This window comes from Haloactinomyces albus (assembly GCF_031458135.1).
In the GTDB taxonomy this organism is placed as follows: Bacteria; Actinomycetota; Actinomycetes; order Mycobacteriales; family Pseudonocardiaceae; genus Haloactinomyces; species Haloactinomyces albus.
This window is the reverse complement of the sequence record NZ_JAVDXW010000001.1, coordinates 269,304-291,502: the sequence shown is the minus strand read 5'-3', so window position 1 is coordinate 291,502 and position 22,199 is coordinate 269,304. Positions and strand designations below refer to the sequence as shown.

Below are 22,199 nucleotides of genomic sequence, written 5' to 3'. Positions count from 1 at the left end.
CAGCGCCACATTACGCCGGTGGTCACGGCGCTATTTCTGTGTTTTCCGATTCGGTCGACCTCGACCGGTGACGTATGCCATGAGGGGGTGTTCATGTCGCAGGCGAAGACACTTGCCGAAGGCCGCGTTGCTGACACACACACCGACCAGGATCTCGTGGGGCAGTACCTCAACGAGATCGGTTCGACGCCGCTGCTGACGGCGGATGACGAAGTCGCGCTGGCCAAGCGCATCGAAGCAGGAGTGTACGCAGCCGAACTGCTGCGCCAAGTGGATGCCGGCGAGCGCACTGTGCCGAGCGAAGAGCGCCGCGACCTCGCGATGGTGGCCCGTGATGGCCAGCGTGCGAAAGAGTACATGATCAGGGCCAACCTGCGTCTGGTCGTGTCGGTGGCCAAGAAGCAGCTCCGTGGCGGGGTACCCTTCTCCGACATCATCCAGGAGGGCAACGCGGGCTTGATCCACGCGGTGGAGAAGTTCGACTACGCCAAGGGATACAAGTTCTCCACCTACGCCACGTGGTGGATCCGGCAGTCGATCAACCGCGGGCTCGCCGAGCAAGGCCGTACCGTGCGGTTGCCGGTGCATGTGGTGGAGCAGCTCAACAAATTCGATCGCCTGGAACGCAAACTCGGGACGCGCCTGGAGCGCGAGCCGACGGTGGAGGAACTCGCCGCTGAGGCGGAGGTCTCTCCGGAGAAGATCACCGAGCTGCGTCGGGCGGCGCGTGAAGTGATCAGTATCGACGTCCCGGTGGGCGAGGACGGTGAGACGAGCGTCGGTGACCTCATCGAGGACACCGAGACCCCGCGTGCCTCGGAGATCGTGGAGCAGCGTGCTTTCACCGAGGAACTGCGCACGTTGCTCGGGTCCCTGCCCGAACGGGAAGCCAGGATCGTCTCATTGCGGTATGGGCTGGACGACGGCCACCAGCACACCCTGCAGCACGTGGCCGCACGCATGGGGCTGACCAGGGAGCGTATCCGCCAGTTGGAGAAGCAGGCGCTGGCGGAGCTGCGCAGCCCCGAGCGCAGCCGGCGTCTCCTGGCCTGGGCGAGCTGAGATACGTGCGAGCGTGCAGCAGGACGAGTTCTGTCAATACCCGGGGTCTACAGTCGGGCCATGGCTACCGATGAGGATGGGCCGGCTGCCCGGGTCCTGCAGTTGATCGACGCGCTGCACACCGAGCTCGCCGAAATCAGTGACCCGGTCGCGAGGATCGATGCCGCCCGCCGGGTCCGCGCGAACGCCAAGAAGTTCGAAACGTTGTATGCGGAAGTCACGCGCCAGGCCGTGCGGGATATGCGGGAGCGGAACATGAGCTATGCCCGGATCGCCGAGGAACTCGGCGTCTCCCGGGCCCGCGCGTACCAGTTGGCCGGTGGACCCGCGGGCGGTGAACAATCGTGACCACCGTCCTGCGGTGGTGCGGCGATTTCCGGGTTCCGTGCCTCATGCGATGCTCACCCCGCCTGCGAGCAACAGGGCGACGTCGAGGACCGCGACGAGCAGAAACGCCTGGAAAACCGACCGCGACCCCGGCCGGAGCGCCCGCAGCAGCCCGACGGCGATGGCCAGCACGGCGATGAACAGGGCCAGGAGCCCCACACCGGAAGCCGCGCCCGTGGGGCCGAGAACCAGCACCACCGACGCACCCAGCGCCAACCCGGCGGCCGCGACCCGGCTGCCGGTGGCACCCAACCGGTGCGGCAGGCCGCGCACACCGGTGGCGAGGTCGTCCTCCAGGTCGGGCAGGACGTTGGCGAAGTGCGCGCCTGCCCCCAGCAGTGCCGCAGCCACGATCAGCCACGGCGGCGGGAACGGCGCACCGGGCAGCCCCAGCACCACGAAGGCGGGCAGCAGAGCGAAGGACACCGCGTAGGGCAGCACCGACAGCGCCCCGGATTTGGCGCCGAGGTCGTACGACCAGGCCGAAACCAAAGCGGCCAGATGCGCGGCAGTGGCGGGCCCACCCGACGGCAGCGACAGCAGGACGGCACCGGTCGCGGCAACGACCACCCCGACCAGCACCACCGTCCGGGACAGTTGCCCCGCAGCGACCGGCTTACCGGCACGGCCGGTCGTGGCGTCCCGCCCGGCATCGACCAGGTCGTTGAGCCATCCCACCGAGAGCTGACCCGCCAGGATGGCCGCTGCGACGAGGACCAGCTCGTCGGTGGCACGTCCGGAAGTCGCGGCCAGGCCCGTGGCCACTGCGGTGACCGCCAGCGTCGGTTGCGGGTGGCAGGCCCGGATCAGCGCCGGCGCTGTCCGCGCGAGATGCCGCATGGGTAGTGAGTGTGCCAGGCTGAGGCGGTGCCGCACTCCCTGGCGCGCGCGACAGCCGTGCCGCGCAACGACCCGGTCCTGTACGAGGTATTGGCCGACCAGTGGTGGCGGCCGCATGGGGCGTTCGCGATGCTGCACTGGCTGGCGGCGGCCCGCGGCAGGCTGGTGCCCCCGGCGACGCACCCGGATGCGGTGCTGGTGGATCTGGGCTGTGGGGCGGGGCTGCTCGCCCCCCATGTGGCGGGCAAGGGCTATCGGCACATCGGAGTGGATCTCTCGTCGACGGCACTGCGCCAGGCCGGGCAGCACGGTGTGCACGGGGTGCGCGGTGATGTGCGTGCCGTGCCGCTGGCCGACGGCTGCGCCGATGTGGTCGCCGCCGGAGAGATCCTCGAACACGTCGACGACCTCTCCGGGGCCGTGGCGCAGGCGTGCCGGTTGCTGCGTCCCGGCGGGCTGCTGGTGTTGGACACCCTGGCTGCCACCGCGCTGAGTCGGTGGCTGGCCATTACCGTGGCCGAACGCATACCGGGGATGGCTCCCACCGGCATCCACGACCCGGCTCTGCTGGTCGATCGTGCCGTGTTGAGCGCGGAATGCGCCCGGCACGGTGTGCGGCTGGCGCTGCGGGGGATCCGCCCCTCGGTGACCGATCTGCTCGCCTGGGCTCGCGGGCGCCGAAGCGCGGTGCGGATGGTTTCGGTGCCCACCACGGCGGTGCTGTTCCAAGCATGTGGCCGCAAGGAGGAGTGATTGCCGGTGTCCGATACCGCACTTTCAGGTACAGCCCCTTCAGATACCGTCTCCGACGTACAGGTGCCGACCGACCCTGCTGCCGCGCACACCCTGGCCTGCCTGCTGCGGCCCCGGCTGGCCGCGCGGGCGAGCGAGCACGACCTGTCCGGCTCTTTCCCGACAGAGGACTTCGAGGAGCTGCGCGCCCACGGCCTCCTGGGCTTGATGGCCCCTGCACGGCTGGGTGGCTGCGGCGCCTCGTTCGCGGACTACGCGGCAGTGGCGGCGGAACTGGCCAGTGGTGCGGGATCCACAGCCCTGATCTTCAACATGCACGCCTCGGTGACCGGTGCGCTGGCGCACCTGCCGGAGGAGTTGGTGCGCGAACTCGGTGCTCCCGAGGATTTCGCGGCCGTGCGGGACCGGGTGCTCTCCGGGGCGGCCGAGGGCGCTCTGTACGCCGTGGCCATGAGCGAGCGCGGGGCCGGCTCCCGGCTGTCCCGCCTCGCCACCCGCTATCGCCGGGTCGGCGAGGGATTCCACATCACCGGCAGTAAGGCTTTCGTCTCCGGAGCCGGACACGCCGATGCCTACCTGGTCGCCGCCAGGGATGCCGAAGCCGGTGAGACAGCCGATTCCCGGGAAGCGGCGGTGTCCTACTTCCTGGTCCCGGGGGAACGCGGCGTACGGGTGGAGCCGACTTGGGACTCGATGGGGATGCGCGCCACCGGCAGTCATGATCTGCATCTCGATGCCGAGGTCGGCCCCGAGGCCTTGCTGGGCGGTGTCGAGGGCCTGTCGGTGCTGATGGCCGAGGTGATGCCACAGTGGCTGGTGGCCTCCTACGCTGCGGTGTACGCGGGGGTGGCCCGCGCCGCTGTGCAGGAGGGCGCGGCACATCTGCGTGCCCGCGACCTGCATACCCTGCCCGCGGTGCGTGCGCGTATGGGTCGGGCGGACGCCGCGGTGGCGGGGGCCGAGCTGGTGGTGACCGAGGCCGCTCGGCGGGTGGCCGAAGCGCCGGGGACACCGGAGACCAACCGCTGGGTGTGGCGAGCCAAGATGGTGGCAGGCGACACCGCCGCCGAGGTGGCTTCCTCGATGCTCGAAGCCGCGGGAACCTCGGCGACCCGGCGTGGTCATCCGCTGGAGCGGATTTACCGGGACGCCCGGTGCGGTGCGCTGCAACCGGCCACTTCGGACGTGTGTGCCGACTGGCTGGGTGTTGCCGCCCTGGACGGTGACCCGGACCGGGACGCGCAGGTACCGCGGTGGTGAGCGCCACCATCGCCGGTATCGGTACGGCTCTTCCCGGCTTGGCCGCCGAGCAGCAGGCGTTGTGGGACGGTTTCTTCCGTTCCCACTTCGCCACGAGCCGGTTGGCGGAACGGATCTTCGCGGGTTCCGGAGTGCTCCGCAGGCATACCGTGGCCGACCCGCTCACCGAGGACCTGTCCGGTTGGTCGACCGAACAGCGCATGCGGCGCTACGTCCGGGAAGCCGAACCGCTGGGGCATCGTGCGACGATCGCGGCCCTGGCCGAGGCCGGTGTGGCCACCGAGGACATCGGACTGCTCACCGTCGCCTCCTGCACCGGCTACAGCACCCCCGGGCTCGACATCCGGCTGGCCACCTCGTTGTCTCTGCGCTCCGACGTGCAACGGCTGTTCGTCGGCCACATGGGCTGCTACGCGGCGCTGCCCGCGCTGGGCAGCGCCGCGGACTTCGTCGTCGCCCGGCAGCGACCCGCGGTGCTGCTGTGTCTGGAGCTGACGTCGCTGCACGTGCAACCGCCCACCCGTGATCCCCAGCAGATGGTCTCCCACGCCCTGTTCGGTGACGCGGCGGCTGCCGTGGTGCTGACGCCGGACCACGCGCACGCAGCCGGATCGCGCAGGGTCGGATCGCGCAGGGTCGGATCGCGCAGCTCACCCCTACATCTGGTCGATCTGGCCGCGATGACCGACGTGTCCACCAGTGACCACATGACCTGGGACGTCACCGACCTCGGATTTCGCATGGGGCTGTCCCCCAAGGTGCCTGCCGTGCTCTCCCAACACGTCCGGCCGGTGGTCTGCGATCTGCTGGGCAGGCACGGGCTGGACGTACCGGATGTGCGGGGATGGGCGGTGCACCCCGGTGGTCCTGCGATCCTGAGCACGGTGCAGCAGGAGTTGGACCTTCCTCCGGAAGCACTCGAGTCCTCCCGATCGGTCCTGGCAGAGCAGGGCAATTGCTCGTCGCCGACGGTGCTGCTGATCCTCGAGAAGCTGCTCGGCCGCGACGATCCGGAGGGTGCGGGACCGGTGGTGGCGATGGCCTTCGGCCCCGGACTGACCCTCTACGCCGCACTCCTGTCCGGAGACCCCGAGCTATGGTGAAGTCCCGATCTTCCCGGAAACCGGAGCCCTCCCCCAGGGTGTGGGGGCGTGCGGTTTTGCCGACAACCGACCGGTTCACAAGGTTCACCGGACAGGCCCGGTCCAATCGACCGCGTGATTTTTCCGGGTCTGCGTGCGGAACTCGTCGATGTCGGCAAGGGACAGCGGCGGCGGAATCGGGTGCCGCGGGGGCAGTGCGGCGAACGCGGGTGTGTAGCGCATGCTGCTGCCGACATCGAGCGGGTAGGTGCTCTCGTCGACCCCGAGCATCTCGCCGGTGCCGCCTGCCTGTCCGGCTGCAAGCTCGCGCCACCGATCGACGGGCACCACTCCGGGGGAGCGCAGACCCTGCGAGAAGAGGTTCACGTGAATGTCCCGGAACGGTTCGGCGCTGTGCAGGTAGTCCCGCAGCGCCGCGTAGCTGGGGAGCATGTTGAACCGCAGCCAGAACGGCACCGCTGCCAGTCGCAGAGTCCACAGCGGATCGAACTGGACGTAGGACTCGGCGAGCAGTCGATCGGCGGGCAATCCGCGTCTGCGGTACCACCAGCGGTACAGATCGGCCACGAAGGGACTGAGGTCCTGCGGATCGGCCACGGTGAGGCGGTGCATCGGGTGACCGAACCCATGGGCGAAGCGAGCGATATCGGGAACCAGCGCCGAATCGAAACCCCACTCCGCCTCGGGGCGGCGCGCATCGGGCACCGGAGGCTGCCACCGCCGCCGCGGTGAGCCCTCCCGCCGCAGGTACTCGGCGACCCGTTCGCCGCTGTCGTGATACTCCTCCTCCGAAACGCCCCCGAGACAACCGAACTGGAAGTAGGTCCGCTCGGCGACTTCGGTGGTGCGCCAATCACGAGTGCAGTCGAGCAGGATGATCGGGGCACCCGGCGCCAGCCGTTCCTCCAGGAACCGCTCGTAAATCCTGCCCAGCCGCAGCCGCTTGAGCCGCAGATACGCCAGGCTCTGCAGCATGGGACGGTCCTGGGCCGGATCGTGCATGTGGTGGACGGCGATGTCGGGATTGCGTGCCGCGATGTGCTTGGCGATCGGTGCGACGGCCCGCATCGCCGACACGGGGTCATCCGGGTGCGTCGCGGTGTCCCTCGCACCGACGAGCACGGTCTGCGGCAGGAAGGGCGCGTGCAGCGCGGCGGCGAGATGCACAGCGGCCCCACTCGCGGCGCCGATCACCACCGCCGGATACGGTCCGCCCCGATACTGCCGGGTCACCCATTGCGCGAGGTCGTCACTGTCGAGTCGGCCGATCCGGTCGAGCGGCACGGCCTGCAGGAATCCCATCGCCTCGAAGACTCTCCGGCGCATACTGCGGGGAAGATGCGTCAGGGCATCGGCCAGTTGCGGCGAGGCAGGCCCCACCGACATCGCCCGATGATCCCGGCCACGCAGGAAGCGCCCCAGTGCGCGAACCATGTTGACCGACGAGTCGAAGTCGGTCAGCGTGCGTGCCGCACGGGCGTGCCGCCGGAGGTCGCTCATCCGAAATCCCCCGTTCGATCCAGCAGTGCGTGGATGATCCGTGCGAGCGCTGCCGGTGCCGAATAGTTGAGGGTGTGCCCTGCTCCTGCTACCTCGGCCAGGGTCCCCTGCGGGAGCAGCGAGACGCACTCCTGCACCCACTCGCGGGACACGATCGGGTCCCGGCCACCCCGGACCACGACGCAGGGAGTGGCGAGTCGGGCAAGCTTGCGTTCGATGGGGTCGGCGAGCAGGAACCGGAATGTCGCCAGCAGCCTCCGTGTCTCGCAGTCGAGGTACTCGCGGCCGATGACCAGGCCCCACCCCGGCCGTTCCCGGGGAACGTCGGACAGCAACCGGGCGATCTGCGGCAGGGGGTCGCGGGCGTGTCGATCCATGGTCGGGGCATTGAGCACGGCCGGGCCGAGAAGCTCGGACGCATGGACCGCGAGGTCGGCCACCACCTGGCATCCCGCGGAATTGGCCACCAGCGGCACCCCACCGCGGCCGGTCGCCCGCAACCAGTCGGCGAGCGCCGTGGACAGACCGCGCACGTCGAGTGTTTCCGGTGGTCCGGGGGTGCGCCCGAAGCCGGGGAGGTCGACGGCGACGACGTGATATCCGCCCGAGAGCTGCCGTGCCAGGGGACCGAAGTAGCGGTGCGAACAGCCCAGGCCGTGTACGCACACCACATCGGGCGCCTCCGGTGGACCGAGAACGGTGGCGTGCATTCGAGTTCCGGCGGCCGCGGTGAACTCGGATCGGCCCCAGCTGTTCACCGCGAGAACCGGCGGGCGGCGGCCGCGGTGGCCCCGAGCAGCAGGGTGCCCGTGGCGATGCGGCGCATCGTGGTGCGACGACCGCCGTGCCAACCGCCATGTATCGCTCCGGTTCCCGGCAGCGGTTCGTGCAGCTTGCCGGAGGTGGCCGGTGCAGGATGTTTGCGGGACAGGTGTGAGCGGTTCACCTGGAAGGCCATCAGCTTCTCGACGAATCCGGGCGTGCACTTCGACTGCATGACCAGCGATCGGCTCATCGGGCCGACCACGACTTCCCGTCGAGGGCGTCGCACCAGGCTCAGGATCGTGCTCGCCACCCGCTCAGGGGTGTAAACCGGCGGCATCGCCCGTACCTCGCGCCCGGTGTAGTTCGCCGCATCCCGGAACAGTGGCGTGTCGATGGCCGCGGGCAGGACCGTGCACACGTCGATGCCGACGGCGTCGTCGAGCCACAGTTCCTGGCGCAGGCTCGTACTCAGCGCCCGGACCGCGGACTTCGACATTCCGTAAGCCGCGGTGTACGGCTGCGCGATGGCACCGGCGACCGAGGACATATTGACCAGAACACCTCGGCCCTGTTCCCGGAAGACCGCCAGCGCGGCACGGGAGCCGTGGACACAGCCCATCAGGTTGACCTCGATCACGCGCCGGAAGTCCTCCAGCGGGATGTCCTGAAACGGCCCGAAGACGGTCACCGCGGCCGCGTTGACCCACACATCGATACGCCCGAACCGATCCCGTGCGTGCCGGGCCACCCTCTCGACGGCCTCGGCGTCACCGACATCAGCGGGCACCACGAGTGCCTGCTCGCCACGCTCGGAGCACTCCTCGGCGACCCGCTGCAGGGCTTCCGCACGCCGTGCGGTGAGCACGAGCGCACAACCGCGACCCGCCAGAGCCAGCGCCGTTGCCCGTCCGATACCGCTCGAAGCGCCGGTGACGACCGCGACCCGGTCCTTGATCCGCATGACAGTGCTGTACCCACCCGGAGCCTGTTCCAAAAAGAATCGACTCCGAACTCCCAGGTCCGAGCCTCGCACCGAGTTGCGGCGTGCTGCTGTGGGACGCAGCCTGTGAGGCGGGAAGCTGCGCTTCGCGTCGGAGAGGCTGGTCGAAGATGGGCGGTGGTTTCCGGTCGTGGCCGGTCGTGCGCCAGCTGGTGGGCGAGGACTCGTTGGGCCGTGGTGCGGCAGCACAGTCCGATTACACCAGCGCGCTGCGTTCGAGAACGGAGACCGCCGATGCGGTCACCCGGTCGGTGTGCCCGTATTGCGCGGTCGGTTGTGGACAGCTGGTGTACTCCCAGGGCGATCGGGTCACCCAGATCGAGGGGGACCCCGACAGTCCGGTCTCGCGCGGTCGGCTGTGCCCCAAGGGCGCCGCGAGTGAGCAACTCGTCAATTCCCCGACCCGGCAGCGCACGGTCCGCTACCGGCGGCCCCACGGCACCGACTGGGAGGATCTCGACCTCGACACGGCCGTGGACATGATCGCGGAGCGAGTACTGTCCACCCGCGACGAGACCTGGCAGGACCGTGGCCCCCAGGGCCGCAGGCTGCGCCGCACGATGGGCATCGCGAGCCTCGGAGGAGCGACCCTCGACAACGAGGAGAACTACCTCATGAAGAAGCTCTACACCGCCCTGGGTGCGGTCCAGGTGGAGAACCAGGCCCGCATTTGACACTCCTCCACGGTTCCCGGTCTGGGAACCTCGTTCGGCCGGGGAGGGGCCACCACCTTCCAGCAGGACCTGCAGAACTCCGATTGCATCGTCATCGAGGGCTCGAACATGGCCGAGTGCCACCCGGTCGGGTTCCAGTGGGTGATGGAAGCCAAGGAGCGCGGTGCGACCGTCATTCACGTCGACCCGCGGTTCACCCGCACCTCCGCTCTCGCGGACATGCACCTGCCCCTACGGGCGGGCACCGACATCGCCTTTCTCGGCGCGCTGGTCAACTACGTACTGGACAACGATCTCGCCTTCCGCGACTACATCGTCGCCTACACCAACGCGCCGGCGATCGTGAAGGAGGAGTTCGCCGACACCGAGGACCTCGACGGTCTCTTCTCCGGCTATGACCCCGACGGGCAGCACTACGAAACGTCGACGTGGCAATACGAAGGGGCCGTGGCGGCGCCCGCTGCGGGCAAGCGGCACAAGGCCGAGTACGTCGGCGACGAGAGCGAGTGGCCGCTGGAGTCCAGGGGGCGTGCGGAGAAGGCAACCGCCCACGTCGAACGCGTCGGTTCCGGCGGGCCGTCGATCGAGGCGAAACCGGAACTCGACGAAACGCTCGAACATCCCCGGTGCGTCTACCAACTGCTCAAGCGTCACTTCTCGCGCTACACGCCGGAGCTCGTCGAGCAAACGTGCGGCATCGCCCGCGAGCAGTTCCTCGCCGTGGCCGAGGCGCTGACGACCAATTCGGGGCGCGAGCGCACCTCGGCGTTCGTCTACTCGGTGGGGTGGACGCAACACACGGTGGGTGCGCAGTACATCCGGACCGCCTCGATCCTGCAGGCCCTGCTGGGCAACATCGGGCGCCCGGGAGGCGGAATCCTCGCACTGCGTGGACATGCGAGTATCCAGGGCTCGACCGACATCCCGACCCTGTTCAACCTGCTGCCGGGCTACATCCCGATGCCGCATGCGGAGTTCCAGCAGGACCTTGCCACCTTCGTCGAGGCGGACTCCGGCAGTACCGGCTTCTGGGGCAACATGCAGGACTACACGGTCAGTCTGCTCAAGGCCTGGTGGGGAGAGCACGCCACGGCCGACAACGACTACTGCTTCGACTACCTGCCCCGCCTGACGGGCAACCACAGCAGCTATCAGACCGTGGCCGACCAGATCGAGGGCACGGTCAAGGGCTACTTCCTGGTCGGGGAGAACCCGGCCGTGGGCTCTGCCAACGCGAAGATGCAGCGGCTCGGTCTGGCCCATCTCGACTGGCTCGTGGTGCGGGATCTGAACATGATCGAGTCGGCGACATTCTGGAAGGACGGACCCGAGATCGAAACGGGGGAGCTGCGCACCGAGGAGATCGGCACCGAGGTCTTCTTCCTGCCCGCCGCTTCCCACACGGAAAAGGACGGCAGCTTCACCAACACGCAGCGGATGCTGCAGTGGCATCACCAGGCCGTCGAGCCCCAGGGCGATTGCCGCAGTGATCTGTGGTTCTACTACCACCTGGGCAGGCGGATCCGGGAGAAGCTCGCCGAACGCCAAGCCGAGCGCAGCGCCGAGCAGCAGGGCCGTGACCGCCCGGTCCTGGATCTGACCTGGGACTACCCCACGCAGGGCAGCACCGACGAGCCCAGCGCCGAGGCGGTGCTGCGCGAGATCAACGGCTGGGATGCCGACAACAACGCGTTGACGTCCTACACCCAACTGAAAGACGACGGCTCCACGGCCTGCGGATGCTGGATCTACTGTGGATGCTATGCCGACGAGGTGAACCAGACGGCCCGGCGCAAGCCCGAACGCGAGCAGTCCTGGGTGGCACTGGAGTGGGCCTGGGCGTGGCCGGCCAACCGGCGCATCCTGTACAACCGTGCCTCGGCCGATCCGGACGGCAGGCCGTGGAGCGAGCGCAAGGCCTACGTCTGGTGGGACGCCGAGCGGGGGCGCTGGACCGGCCACGACACCCCCGACTTCGAGGCAGGAAAATCCCCCGACTACGTCCCACCGGAGGATGCGCGAGCCGAGGACGCCCTCGCAGGCACGGACCCGTTCATCATGCAGACCGACGGCCGCGCCTGGCTCTATGTCCCGACCGGCCTCACCGACGGGCCGATGCCCACGCACTACGAGCCGTTCGAGTCACCGTTCGAGAACCTGCTCTACCGGCAGCAGTCGAATCCGGCCAGGGAAGAGCTCCGGCATCGCAGCAATCCCTACCAACCCAGCGACGGCACATCGGGTGCGGAGGTCTTCCCGTATGTGTTCACCACCTACCGGCTCACCGAGCACCACACCGCGGGCGGCATGAGTCGCTTCCTGCCCTACCTGTCCGAGCTACAGCCGGAGTTCTTCTGCGAGATCTCGCCCCGCCTGGCCGCCGAGCGTGGCCTGGAGCACCTCGGCTGGGCGACGATCGTGACCGCACGCACCGCGGTGGAGGCGCGCGTGGTGGTGACCGAGCGAATGCGAACGCTGACCATCCACGGCCGCACCGTGGAACAGATCGGTCTGCCCTACCACTGGGGTTCGAACGGGCTGAGCACCGGCGACGGCGCCAACGAGCTGCTGTCGGCGGTGATGGACTCCAATGTGCACATTCAGGAGAGCAAGGCCGCGACCTGCGACATCCGCCCGGGGCGTCGGCCGCGTGGCCCCGAGCTCCTGGAGCTCGTCGGCAGCTACCGCCGTCGGGCGGGCATCAACCCGGAGACCGGCACCGAGGGAGCCGCACCATGACAGACGGCCACTCCAAGGAAGCGGGCCGCACCAGGACGGACGGGACGTACACGAGCTACGAGCGGCTGGCCGGGCCACTCGACGACCCGGCCGGTGAAGCGGGATACGACGGGCAGCACCCGCCGCGGATGGGTTTTTTCACCGACACCAGTGTCTGCATCGGATGCAAGGCGTGTGAGGTGGCGTGCAAGGAGTGGAACGGGGTGCCCGGTGACGTGCTCGACATGACCGGCATGTCCTACGACAACACCACCGAACTCGGGGCGAACAGCTGGCGGCACGTGGCCTTCATCGAGCAGACCGTGCCGATCCAGGAGGACGTCGACATCCTGGGCTCGCTGTCCGCCGCGAACAACAGCGGTGACGAGGCAGGATCGCCCACGCCTGCGAGCCGTACGCCCGAGGAGACGGCGGGCACACGGGGATCCGATCTGGGCATGCCCGGCGTCGGCCCGCCCGTCACGCCGGGTGCCCAGGGAGCACTCCAGGACGACCGCGAAGTTCGCTGGCTGATGTCCTCGGACGTGTGCAAGCACTGCACCCACGCCGCCTGCCTGGATGTCTGCCCCACGGGATCGCTGTTTCGCACCGAGTACGGCACCGTGGTGGTGCAGGAGGACATCTGCAACGGCTGTGGCTACTGTATTCCTGCCTGCCCCTACGGCGTGATCGACCAGCGCCCGGACGACGGGCGGGCGTTCAAGTGCACCCTGTGCTACGACCGCATGGGAGACGGCCTCGAACCCGCCTGCGCCAAAGCCTGCCCCACCAATTCCATCCAGTACGGACCGCTGGATGAGCTGCGTGAACGGGCTGCCGAACGAGTGGAGAAACTGCAGGAGCGCGGCATCACCGAGGCCCGCCTCTACGGGCACGAGCCCACCGACGGCGTCGGCGGCGACGGGGCGTTCTTCCTGCTGCTCGACGAGCCGGAGGTCTACGGCCTGCCCCCGGACCCGGTGGTCACGACCCGGGACCTCCCGTCGATGTGGCGGTACGCCGGGGCCGCTGCCGTGGGCACGATGGCGGCGGTGGCGGCAGCGTTCGTGGGAGGTCGCCGATGAACGAGCAGCACTCGGGTGGCGAAGCCCGGCGCAACCGGCGCAGCCGGGACAAGCAGGCCGTGGTCCCGGAAGCCGAGTTCGACTCCTACTACGGGCGCCCCGTGATCAAGCCGCCGGTGTGGAAGGTGCCGGACGTGCCCGCTTACCTGTATCTGGGTGGCACGGCGGGAGTGTCCTCGCTGATGGGGGAGTTCGCCGCCCTGACCGGCCGCCCCCGGCTGCGGCGGGTCGGGCGGCTGGCCGGGAGCGTGGGCTCGCTGGCCAGCGTCGGAGCGCTGATCCACGACCTGGGGCGGCCGGAGCGATTCCTCAACATGCTGCGCGTGTTCAAGCCGACCTCTCCGCTGAGCGTCGGGACCTGGATCCTGTCCCCGTTTTCCGCGATGGCCTCGGCGACGGCGGTCAGCGAGGTCACGGGCCTGCTGCCCACGCTGGCCAGGATCAGCGGCGCCACCGCGGGAGTCCTCGGACCGGCGATGGTCACCTACACGGCGGTACTGCTGTCCGACACCGCCGTACCGGCCTGGCACGAGGGCTACCGGAAGCTGCCCTTCGTCTTCGCGGGCAGCGCGCTGACGAGCGGGGCCGCGGTGGCCATGGTGGCCGTTCCCACCCACGAGGCCGCCCCGGCCCGGAGGCTGGCCGCGGGGGGAGCGGGACTGGAGATCGCCGCAGCCACGCTGCTGGAAAAGCGCATCGGGCTGCCCGGGCAGGCCTATCACCGTGGTCGTGCCGGAAAGCTGATGCGTATCGCGCGGGCGTGCACCGTGGCAGGCGGCCTCGCAGCGCCCTTCGCAGGTCGCAGCCGCGTGCTGTCGGTACTGGCCGGGCTGAGTCTCACCGCCGGTGCCGTGGTCACCCGCTTCGGGGTTTTCGAGGCCGGCATGGCCTCGGCCCGCGATCCGCAGTACACGGTCGTCCCGCAGCGCGAGCGGCTCGCCGAGCGCGCCGCTGCGGAAGGGTAACGGGTTTGCTCTCGTCGCCGGTCCGCGCCGACATACTGACCAGCTCCCCCTGAGGCGATCGCCCACCGGCCGGCACGGCGGCTCGCACGGCGACTCCTCCGAAAAAGGGGCTCCGCTCGAGAGCACCGGAAGCGCCTCTCCGAGACTGCTCACCTGACCGATCGAGGCACGGAGCCTCTTGGCCTTGCGGGAATGCAGGGCCGTGGTGGTGGGTACCCGCAAGCATGGCAGACACAAAGCGACTGGCCGTGATAACCGGCGCCTCCAGCGGAATCGGCTACGAACTGGCCAGGCAGTTCGCACAAAACGGCTTCGATGTGCTGATCAACGCCGAGGAGACCGGCCTGGACGGGGCCGCCGAGAAGCTCCGGGAGACCGGCGCCGAGGTCACGCCCGTACAGGCGGATCTGACCGACTACAACGGTGTGGAAAAGCTCTACGCCGCCATCGGTGCGACGGGACGGCCGGTAGACGCCGCCGCGCTCAACGCAGGTGTGGGCCAGGGCGGCTCGTTCGTGAACAACGACCTCTCCGACGAGCTCACGGTGCTCAATCTCAACGTCACTTCGACCGTGCATCTGGCCAAGCGCCTGCTGGTCGACATGGTTGCCCGCAACGAGGGCAAAATGCTGTTCACCTCGTCGATCGCCTCGATGATGCCGGGCTCGTACCAGGCGGTCTACAACGCGTCGAAGTCGTTCGTGCAGTCGTTCGCCGAGGCGGTCGCCGATGAGCTCAAGGAAACCCGGGTCACCATCACCTCGCTGGAGCCCGGGCCGACCGACACGAACTTCTTCCGGCGTGGTCGGCTGGAAAGCACGCGTATCGGCCGGGGGCCGAAGGACGACCCCGCCCAGGTTGCCCAACAGGGTTTCGAGGCGCTCATGGCGGGCAGGCAGAAGATCGTCGCAGGCTCCGGGATGACCAAGGCCATGGGGGCGGCCAACTCGATGTTGCCGGACAAGATCAAGGCCGCCGCGCACAATCTGATGTCCAAACCACGATCCGGGCAGTAACCGAGGTCCGGGCAGTACCCGAGGACGTCGGTGCCTGAACTCCGTGACCCACTTCGCCCCTCGGCATGATGGGGGCAGCGCCTACGGTGCCGGGGAAACTTCGGAGCCCACCGCAACTCCCGGCGCTTCTCCTCGTTGAGTTCAATGCGGTGGTGGGCAGAGTCGGCCCGTGGTAATCCGGGACTCGGCGAGGAGCGGATATGGCAACCGATGCCGATGTGATCGTGGTCGGAGCGGGCCTGGCGGGGCTGGTGGCCACGTATGAACTGGTGCAGGCCGGTCGGTCGGTGCTCGTGGTCGAGCAGGAGAACGCCGACAATCTCGGTGGCCAGGCCTTCTGGTCGCTCGGCGGGTTGTTCCTGGTGGACAGTCCCGAACAGCGGCGCATGGGTGTCGAGGATTCCGCCGAGCTGGCCTGGCAGGACTGGATGGGCACCGCGGCCTTCGATCGGCAGCGCGAGGACCACTGGCCGCGGCAGTGGGCGCGGGCCTACGTCGAGTTCGCTGCCGGAGACAAGCGGGATTACCTGCGCGATCTCGGTGTGCGGTTCCTGCCGTTCGTCGGGTGGGCCGAGCGGGGCAGCGGCACCGCCACCGGGCACGGCAACTCGGTGCCCCGGTTCCACATCACCTGGGGGACCGGTCCCGAAGTGGTCCGGGTCTTCGCCGAGCGGGTTCGCGAGGCGCAGCGCAACGGCCTGGTGACGATCAAGCACCGCCACCGGGTGGACGAGCTGCTGGTGAACGACGGCGCCGCCGAAGGGGTGCGCGGCACCGTGCTGGAACCCTCCGCCGAAGCCCGGGGTGTGCAGTCGTCGCGGACCGCAGCGGGGGAGTTCGCGTTCCACGCACAGGCGGTCGTGGTCACCTCCGGCGGCATCGGCGGCAACCCCGAGCTGGTCCGGAAGAACTGGCCACAGCGGCTCGGCCGGGCACCGGAGCACATGCTCACCGGGGTGCCCGCGCACGTGGACGGGCGGATGCTGGAGATCACCGAATCGGCCGGTGCCAGCCAGATCAACCGTGATCGCATGTGGCATTACACCGAGGGCATCGCCAACTGGGACCCGGTCTGGCCCGGCCACGGCATCCGCATCCTGCCCGGCCCCTCGTCGCTGTGGCTGGATGCCACGGGCAAGCGGTTACCCGCGCCCTACTTTCCGGGGTTCGACACGATGGGCACGTTCCGGCACATTCTCGGCACCGGCTACGACTACACGTGGTTCCTGCTCGACCAGTCGATCATCGAGAAGGAGTTCGCCCTGTCCGGCTCCGAGCAGAATCCGGACTTCACCAGCAAGAAGCTCAACGACCTGCTGAGCAGGGTGAAGAAGGGGGCTCCCGGTCCGGTCGAGCAGTTCAAGCGCCATGGGGCGGACTTCGTCGTGCGGGACAACCTGCGGGACTTGGTCGAGGGGATGAATGCGCTGACCGGCACGCCGCGGTTGAGCTATGACGATGTCGAGCGGGAGGTCCTTGCCCGGGACCGCGAGCTCGACAACAAGTACACCAAGGACATGCAGATCACCGCGATCCATGCCGCTCGGCGCTATCTCAGCGACCGGATCACCCGCATTGCCACGCCGCACAAGCTTCTCGACTCCGACCACGGACCGCTGATCGCCGTACGGCTGCATCTGCTTACCCGTAAAACTCTCGGCGGTTTGGAGACCAATCTCGACGCGCAGGTCCTGCGCCCCGACGGGAGCGTGTTCGATGGCCTGTATGCCGCGGGGGAGGTCGCCGGATTCGGTGGGGGCGGGGTGCACGGCTACAGCGCGCTGGAAGGCACCTTCCTCGGCGGGTGCATCTTCTCCGGACGAACCGCAGGCCGGGCCGTCGCACGGGACCTCGCATAACCGGACGGCGTCCGCCACCGACCGGAACCCGAGCCGCCACCGGGGCGGCTCGGGCCCGTGGTTTTCCGCTGTTTTCGTCGATATGGCCCGTCTGAATCCCCGTGGAGCCGGGTATGGCTCCACGGGGATCTGCACGCGGAGAACTTCGGCACCTACCCGGTCGGTGCAGGCAAGCTCGTCTTCGATGCCGACGATTCCTCCCTCACCTCTGCGCCTGGGGATTCAACGGTTCGCAGCCGGCAGGCACCGTCATCTCAATGGGCGGTCTCCAATGTCGTCGTCACCGGGATCGGGTTCGCCAGGCAGTCGCGCACCGGCGAGGTGTCCTGGACGTGGCGACACAGTTCCTGCAGCTGCTCGTCGGTCGCGTTCGGACTCGACACCCTGCCCGCGACCCGGATCCGGGTGAACCCTGCCCGTGGCCCTTCCAGGCCCAGGAAGGTGCGGACATCGACATCGCCTTCCACGTCGTACTCCATCGACGTCACCTCGATGCCGCGGGCGGCGGCGTTGGCGACGTATCCGACTGCGTAGCAGAAGCCCAGCGCCTGCAGCAGCAGCTCCACAGCGTTCGGCGCCTTGTTGCGGCCGAGCAGCACCGGTGGCTCGTCACCCTCGACGGTGAATGCTGCCTGCCTCGACTCGTCCTCTTGCCCGGCGTGCAGGAACCGTCCGATCGCACCGACGTTGTGGGTGCCTTCCTCCCAGCGGCTCGACGCCCGGAAGGTGAACGAGCCCACCTGCGGATCGTCCTTGATCGTCTCGATGGTCGCGAGCAGCTGGTCGACGTCGATGCCGTTGCGCACCGTCGTTGTCCTGGTCATGATCGGCTCCTTTCCCGGAGTTCGCCGACACCGGTAAGGACGGCGCAGTCGGCGACCGATATTGCACCGGCGGCGAGGGGCTACGGCGAAGTCGCTTGCACGACGACCGCCACCGCCACCGACTCGTGATGCTCCGGAGCGATCAAACTGCGCATCAGCGCGATGACCTCGTCGGAGAACAGCGGATACAGCGCACAGTCGTCGATGCTCAGCGATTGCCGGTGCAGTACCCCGGTGTTGCCGAAGCCGGCTCCGGTCAGCTTGTGCAGGAAATCATCCTCGGCCAGCGCACCCGCTACACAGCCTGCCCACGCAGCCGGTTGGGTGAGAATCTCCGGCGGCAGCCCGTCCTGATCGATGGTGAGGTCGGAGACGCACAGCTGCCCGCCCGGCCTCAGCACGCGCGCGCACTCGGCCATCACTCGTGCCTTGCGCACCGACAGGTTGATGACGCCGTTGGAAATGATCACGTCCACGCTGTCGTCCGGAAGCGGGATCGCCTCCAGCTCACCCTCCAGCGGCTCGATGTTGTCGAGATCCGCTTCGGCCGCCGCACCGGCGGTCCGTGCGAGCATCTCCGGCAGGAAGTCCAGTGCGACCACGCGGCCTGTGGGTCCGATGCGCTGCGCGGCCAGGATCGTGTCGATGCCGCCGCCGCAGCCCAGGTCGAGCACGGCGCTGCCCGGCGGGAGATCGGTGTGCCGCAGGTGGTTCGCGACACCGAGCGCACGATCGACAGCGGACCGCGGCACGGTTCCCAGCTCCTGCGCGGTGTAGAGTTTCCGCGCCACCGCCGCGGTCGTCGGTGGGACGTGGCGGTAGGCGTCACGGACCAGCGCCTTCACCTCGGCGCTGTGCATCAGGTCGCGACTCATGGATCCAGCTCCTCCACGGTTCGGTTCAATCGCCGCAGGACATCCTCCGGCAGGTCCTCGTGCGCGGCGTCCACGAGGAAGGCCCTGAGCTCGTGGGCGAACTCGAGCTCGCCGCAGCACCGCCGGCACCGCTTCAGGTGTTCCTCGATCAATACCCGGTCGGCTTGCGTGCTGGTGCCGTCGAGGTACTCCCACAGCTGCTGAACGGCTTTGGCGCAACTGATCATCGCGGCACTCCTCGCAGCAGGCCGGTCTCTTCGGCGTACTCCCACATCTGCTTCTCGAACAGCTTGCGTCCCCGGTGCAGGCGGGCCAGCACGGTGCCCAGGGGCACGCCGAGCATCTCCGCCAGTTCCCGCACCAGGAAGCCGTCCATGTACACGACGACCAGCGGAAGGCGGTACAGCTCGGGCAGCCGCATCAAGACCGCGCGCACGTCCTCCGGGCCGAACTCGGCGAGGAAGTCCAGGTGCAGCGAGTCGGAGTACGGGAACGGGTCCTCGTGGGCGATCCGGCGGTACAGCGAGAAGTCCTCGATGGACTCGACGTCGATCTCGACCGGGCGCCTGGCGCCTGCGCGGCCGCGGTCACGGCAGCAGTTCACCAGAATGCTGGTCAGCCAGGACGGCGCGGCCGCGCCGTCCTGCAGCTGGTCGAACCGCTGGAAGGCCTTGAGCAGGCAGTCCTGCACGGCGTCCTCCGCGTCGTCGCCGACGAGCCGACGCGCCAGCGAGAGCAGCCGGGGCAGCTGCTCCTTGGCAAGCTCTCGGAACCCGCGATCGGGGCCCGCCTGTGCGACCACCATCGTCCCCTCGCGCGTGCGGCCATCAGTACCCCTTGGACGCTTCCTCGCCCGCTGTTATTACACCCGGATTCGGGGATTCGAAGGTTCGAACGCAATACCGGCCGGCCTCCTGTCGTCCTGACGGTCAGAACCACGAAGGAGGGCACAATGACTACCGTCGACACCCACGTTCTGGACGACAAGGTCCAGCAGATGTATCGCCAGGTTGCCGAGCAACCGCACGGCAACTACCACTTCGAGATGGGGCGCCCGCTCGCCCAGCGGCTGGGCTATCCCGCGGCGCTGCTCCGTGCGGCCCCGGTCGAAGCGGTGGAGTCCTTCGCCGGAGTCGGCTACTTCTTCGATCTCGCGAACCTGCAGCCCGGCCAACGCGTGCTCGATCTCGGCAGCGGATCGGGCATGGACACCTTTGTCGCCGCACACCTCGTTGCTCCGTCCGGCAGAGTCCTCGGTGTCGACTTCACCCAGGAGCAGCTTGACAAGGCTCGGCGACTTGCGGCCGCGGCGCAGCTCGGGGCCGCGGTGGAGTTCTGGCAGCGGCGGATCGAGGTTCTGCCCGCGGGCGACGCCGAGTTCGACTGCGTGATCTCCAATGGGGTCATCAACCTGTCGGCCGACAAGAAGCGGGTGTTCACCGAGGTGGCACGGGTGCTGCGGCCGGGCGGGTATCTCGCGGTCGCGGACATCGTCACCGAACGGCAGCTCACCGATGCGATCGTGTCCAACGCCGACCTGTGGGCATCCTGCGTCGGCGGTGCGGCCCGGGAGGATGCCTACCGAGCGCTGATCGAGATGTCCGGGCTGGAAGTGCGCGAGGTGCGTCCCAACAACTACGGGTTCCGCTCCGAGCAGGCTCGCGGCGCTACATCGACGTACGGTGTCAAGAGCCTCTCGCTGCTCGCGGTCAAGCCTTGACGGCTCGTGATCGTGCTTGGCAGGTCGCCTCCACAGGCCACCGTGTGACGATGGAATCGTCCTTGGCGGATGTCGCAGGAGAGGGGGATGGTGGTATGGGCGAGCATGTCCGCGTCGGTGACCCCATTCGGTGGGGGCGGGGTGCACGGCTACAGCGCGCTGGAAGGCACCTTCCTCGGCGGGTGCATCTTCTTCCGGACGAACCGCAGGCCGGGTCCTTGCCCGGGATCTCGGTTAGCAGTGTCTCGGATTGTCGCCGCACTGGGCGTATCAGCAAGACCCGGACGCGGTGATGTGCCGGATTGCGCTCCTGCTCAGGTGCAGGTGCGTAGTTCGGACTCGGCGTCCTGGCCGAGCGGCACGGCACACAGGGTCCTCCGGGCGAATACCCCGAGCACTACAGCGACCAGCCCACACCACGATCGCCACGCACGCTCGCGCTGACCGGCGCGGCTGCCGTGGCGGTCACCACCGTCGGCGGGCGTGCCCTCGCGGCCCGCCTCCGCGGGAAGTAACTGCCCAACCGCGTTGGCACGTCCCACCGGGCGGCTGGTTCCCGCGCCACATCGACGATGTGCCGTGCGGTACCGGGCCAGGCGAGACCGCTGGTGAAGCCACGGTGACATCGACGTTGACACCACCGCGACCCACTGCCGAGCCGGTCCCACGCCGAACACGGGTCGCTCGATCTACCAGGACCCATCAGACCGGGACGCCGAAGCGGGAGGATCGGGGCTGCTGATTCCGACGAGGTCGGCGGCGACCAGGCGTATCTCGGTGGCCAGTCCCGCCAGCGGCTGCGGTGCTTCGGCAGCATCGAGGCGGGTCAGGGGATCGACCAGATTGTACGCGTGGCGCCGGTTCTGCTCGGAGCGAGGATCCTGGGCCAGGGTTTCCACGGCCCGGGCGAGATCGGTGGCCGCGTGGACGATCCAACTCGGAATCTCGAAGTTCGGGGTCTCGGAATGGCGCCGTAGGACCTCGTGGGCGGCGCGAGCGGTGAGGACGGTGCCGGTGTAGAGGGATTCGATACCGCTGAGGCGGGCGTCGAGGTGCCGAATCCGGTGCCGATGCCGGTATCCGCGCAGGGTTCGCTGGACGATCTGGCGGCTTGTCTGGCGCATGTTCTGCAACGCGGCGATTTCCTGGTACCGATTGCGCACGAGCGTCAGCGCTTCCCGAGCGGCCGCGGGGTCGGCATCGGTGAGTGCCTGAGCGGTACCACGCAGGCCACGAGCTGCCGGGATCAACGCCGTGCGGGCGGCGTTGCCGAGGGTGACCAGCGGGCTCGGAGAGGCCAGCACCTGGCTGAACAGCAGTGCGAGGATCCCCCCGATCAGCGCGCTGAGCAGCCGGCTCACCCCCGTCTGCGGGGTTTGGATGCCGATCACCAGCAGCGCCGCGATACCGGCCTGGATCAGCGTCAGGGGATTCGTGCTGAACGCGGCCACGATGAGCATCGCCACCGCGGCGCCCACACCGATCTCCCAGGGACCCGCTTCCAGGTAGAGCATCAGGATCTCACCGACCCCGACGCCGACCACGACTCCGCCGATGAGCCGGAAGGCCCGGAGTCCCCGCACTCCGGGCTCGTCGAGCAGACTGACCATCGCGGCGATCGGCGCGAAGATGGGGGCGGGTTGGTCGAGGAGGATCTGCGCGAGCCACCACGCCAGCCCCGCGGTCACCGAGGCCAGGAACACCCGCCAGGTCGCCTGGCGAACGCGCTGCCCCGCGTCCCGGAAAAGAGGCGCCGTCATGGTCTCACCTGACGTTCTCCCCTGCGCTATCGG

At 68.7% G+C, this 22,199-nt stretch carries 21 protein-coding genes and 1 pseudogene; 12 read left to right on the top strand and 10 right to left on the bottom strand.

The features are described from left to right. The first annotated feature begins 93 nt into the window (after positions 1–93). Both JOF55_RS01390 and JOF55_RS01385 read left to right on the top strand, forming a co-directional pair. Positions 94–1,062, top strand: a complete 969-nt coding sequence (locus tag JOF55_RS01390; RefSeq protein ID WP_310268323.1) for a sigma-70 family RNA polymerase sigma factor — start codon at positions 94–96, stop codon at positions 1,060–1,062. Between the two features lie 60 nt (positions 1,063–1,122). After that, positions 1,123–1,410 carry a hypothetical protein gene (locus JOF55_RS01385; RefSeq protein WP_310268319.1) on the top strand — a complete coding sequence of 96 codons (288 nt, stop codon included), beginning with the start codon at positions 1,123–1,125 and terminating at the stop codon, positions 1,408–1,410. Positions 1,411–1,452: 42 nt separating this feature from the next. On the opposite strand, the gene JOF55_RS01380 is transcribed toward JOF55_RS01385, so the two are convergent. Next, complete coding sequence (locus JOF55_RS01380) at positions 1,453–2,289, bottom strand: UbiA family prenyltransferase (RefSeq protein ID WP_310268317.1); 837 nt, start codon at positions 2,287–2,289, stop codon at positions 1,453–1,455. Between the two features lie 27 nt (positions 2,290–2,316). Here JOF55_RS01380 and JOF55_RS01375 point away from each other — a divergent pair, with 27 nt between their 5' ends. The 3 genes from JOF55_RS01375 to JOF55_RS01365 all read left to right on the top strand — a co-directional run bounded on the left by JOF55_RS01375 (position 2,317) and on the right by JOF55_RS01365 (position 5,405). Beyond that, positions 2,317–3,042, top strand: coding sequence for a methyltransferase domain-containing protein (locus tag JOF55_RS01375; protein ID WP_310268314.1), 726 nt, complete (start codon positions 2,317–2,319; stop codon positions 3,040–3,042). 63 nt (positions 3,043–3,105) lie between these two features. Then, on the top strand, positions 3,106–4,302 hold the full coding sequence (locus JOF55_RS01370) for an acyl-CoA dehydrogenase family protein (RefSeq protein WP_310268311.1): 1,197 nt from the start codon (positions 3,106–3,108) through the stop codon (positions 4,300–4,302). Continuing rightward, entirely contained in the window at positions 4,296–5,405 is a 1,110-nt protein-coding gene (locus tag JOF55_RS01365) for a type III polyketide synthase (protein ID WP_374727198.1), read from the top strand. The genes JOF55_RS01370 and JOF55_RS01365 overlap by 7 nt, the downstream gene beginning before the upstream one ends. Before the next feature lie 84 nt (positions 5,406–5,489). Here JOF55_RS01365 and JOF55_RS01360 read toward each other — a convergent pair whose 3' ends face one another. The 3 genes from JOF55_RS01360 to JOF55_RS01350 are packed head-to-tail and all read right to left on the bottom strand — an operon-like array spanning position 5,490 to position 8,631. Beyond that, positions 5,490–6,905, bottom strand: coding sequence for a hypothetical protein (locus JOF55_RS01360; RefSeq protein WP_310268305.1), 1,416 nt, complete (start codon positions 6,903–6,905; stop codon positions 5,490–5,492). Next, positions 6,902–7,615 (bottom strand): alpha/beta fold hydrolase, encoded by a 714-nt coding sequence (locus JOF55_RS01355; protein ID WP_310268303.1) that lies wholly within the window; start codon positions 7,613–7,615, stop codon positions 6,902–6,904. Before JOF55_RS01355 ends, JOF55_RS01360 begins: the two co-directional genes overlap by 4 nt. Before the next feature lie 44 nt (positions 7,616–7,659). Then, positions 7,660–8,631, bottom strand: a complete 972-nt coding sequence (locus JOF55_RS01350; RefSeq protein ID WP_310268299.1) for an SDR family oxidoreductase — start codon at positions 8,629–8,631, stop codon at positions 7,660–7,662. Positions 8,632–8,780: 149 nt separating this feature from the next. On the opposite strand from JOF55_RS01350, the gene fdh reads away from it, so the two are divergent. From fdh to JOF55_RS24325, 6 genes and pseudogenes are all read left to right on the top strand, one after another. After that, positions 8,781–12,083 carry a formate dehydrogenase gene (gene fdh / locus JOF55_RS01345; RefSeq protein WP_310268297.1) on the top strand — a complete coding sequence of 1,101 codons (3,303 nt, stop codon included), beginning with the start codon at positions 8,781–8,783 and terminating at the stop codon, positions 12,081–12,083. Next, entirely contained in the window at positions 12,080–13,147 is a 1,068-nt protein-coding gene (locus JOF55_RS01340) for a 4Fe-4S dicluster domain-containing protein (protein WP_310268294.1), read from the top strand. Before fdh ends, JOF55_RS01340 begins: the two co-directional genes overlap by 4 nt. Then, on the top strand, positions 13,144–14,112 hold the full coding sequence (gene nrfD / locus JOF55_RS01335; RefSeq protein WP_310268291.1) for an NrfD/PsrC family molybdoenzyme membrane anchor subunit: 969 nt from the start codon (positions 13,144–13,146) through the stop codon (positions 14,110–14,112). Before JOF55_RS01340 ends, nrfD begins: the two co-directional genes overlap by 4 nt. Before the next feature lie 224 nt (positions 14,113–14,336). Continuing rightward, complete coding sequence (locus JOF55_RS01330; RefSeq protein WP_310268288.1) at positions 14,337–15,128, top strand: SDR family NAD(P)-dependent oxidoreductase; 792 nt, start codon at positions 14,337–14,339, stop codon at positions 15,126–15,128. A gap of 200 nt (positions 15,129–15,328) precedes the next feature. Then, positions 15,329–16,987, top strand: coding sequence for an FAD-binding dehydrogenase (locus tag JOF55_RS01325; protein ID WP_310268285.1), 1,659 nt, complete (start codon positions 15,329–15,331; stop codon positions 16,985–16,987). 105 nt (positions 16,988–17,092) lie between these two features. After that, positions 17,093–17,182, top strand: a pseudogene (locus tag JOF55_RS24325) (DUF2252 family protein); the annotation flags it as partial. 59 nt (positions 17,183–17,241) lie between these two features. Here the strand turns inward: JOF55_RS24325 and JOF55_RS01315 are convergent. The 4 genes from JOF55_RS01315 to JOF55_RS01300 all read right to left on the bottom strand — a co-directional run bounded on the left by JOF55_RS01315 (position 17,242) and on the right by JOF55_RS01300 (position 19,491). Further along, a complete protein-coding gene (locus tag JOF55_RS01315) occupies positions 17,242–17,811 on the bottom strand; it encodes an OsmC family protein (RefSeq protein ID WP_310268282.1) in 570 nt (189 codons plus the stop codon). An 80-nt stretch (positions 17,812–17,891) separates the two neighbouring features. Beyond that, entirely contained in the window at positions 17,892–18,686 is a 795-nt protein-coding gene (locus JOF55_RS01310; RefSeq protein WP_310268280.1) for a methyltransferase domain-containing protein, read from the bottom strand. Beyond that, positions 18,683–18,913 (bottom strand): zf-HC2 domain-containing protein, encoded by a 231-nt coding sequence (locus tag JOF55_RS01305; protein ID WP_310268276.1) that lies wholly within the window; start codon positions 18,911–18,913, stop codon positions 18,683–18,685. The genes JOF55_RS01310 and JOF55_RS01305 overlap by 4 nt, the downstream gene beginning before the upstream one ends. Beyond that, a complete protein-coding gene (locus JOF55_RS01300) occupies positions 18,910–19,491 on the bottom strand; it encodes a sigma-70 family RNA polymerase sigma factor (RefSeq protein WP_310268273.1) in 582 nt (193 codons plus the stop codon). Before JOF55_RS01300 ends, JOF55_RS01305 begins: the two co-directional genes overlap by 4 nt. A gap of 147 nt (positions 19,492–19,638) precedes the next feature. Here JOF55_RS01300 and JOF55_RS01295 point away from each other — a divergent pair, with 147 nt between their 5' ends. Then, positions 19,639–20,406: a methyltransferase domain-containing protein gene (locus tag JOF55_RS01295; RefSeq protein WP_310268270.1), complete on the top strand. Its 768-nt coding sequence runs from the start codon at positions 19,639–19,641 to the stop codon at positions 20,404–20,406. A gap of 314 nt (positions 20,407–20,720) precedes the next feature. On the opposite strand, the gene JOF55_RS01290 is transcribed toward JOF55_RS01295, so the two are convergent. Both JOF55_RS01290 and JOF55_RS01285 read right to left on the bottom strand, forming a co-directional pair. Beyond that, the gene (locus JOF55_RS01290; protein ID WP_310268266.1) at positions 20,721–20,948 is read right to left on the bottom strand and encodes a hypothetical protein; all 228 of its coding nucleotides are present in this window, start codon (positions 20,946–20,948) and stop codon (positions 20,721–20,723) included. A gap of 147 nt (positions 20,949–21,095) precedes the next feature. Next, complete coding sequence (locus JOF55_RS01285) at positions 21,096–22,166, bottom strand: FUSC family protein (protein ID WP_310268263.1); 1,071 nt, start codon at positions 22,164–22,166, stop codon at positions 21,096–21,098. Positions 22,167–22,199: the final 33 nt, after the last annotated feature.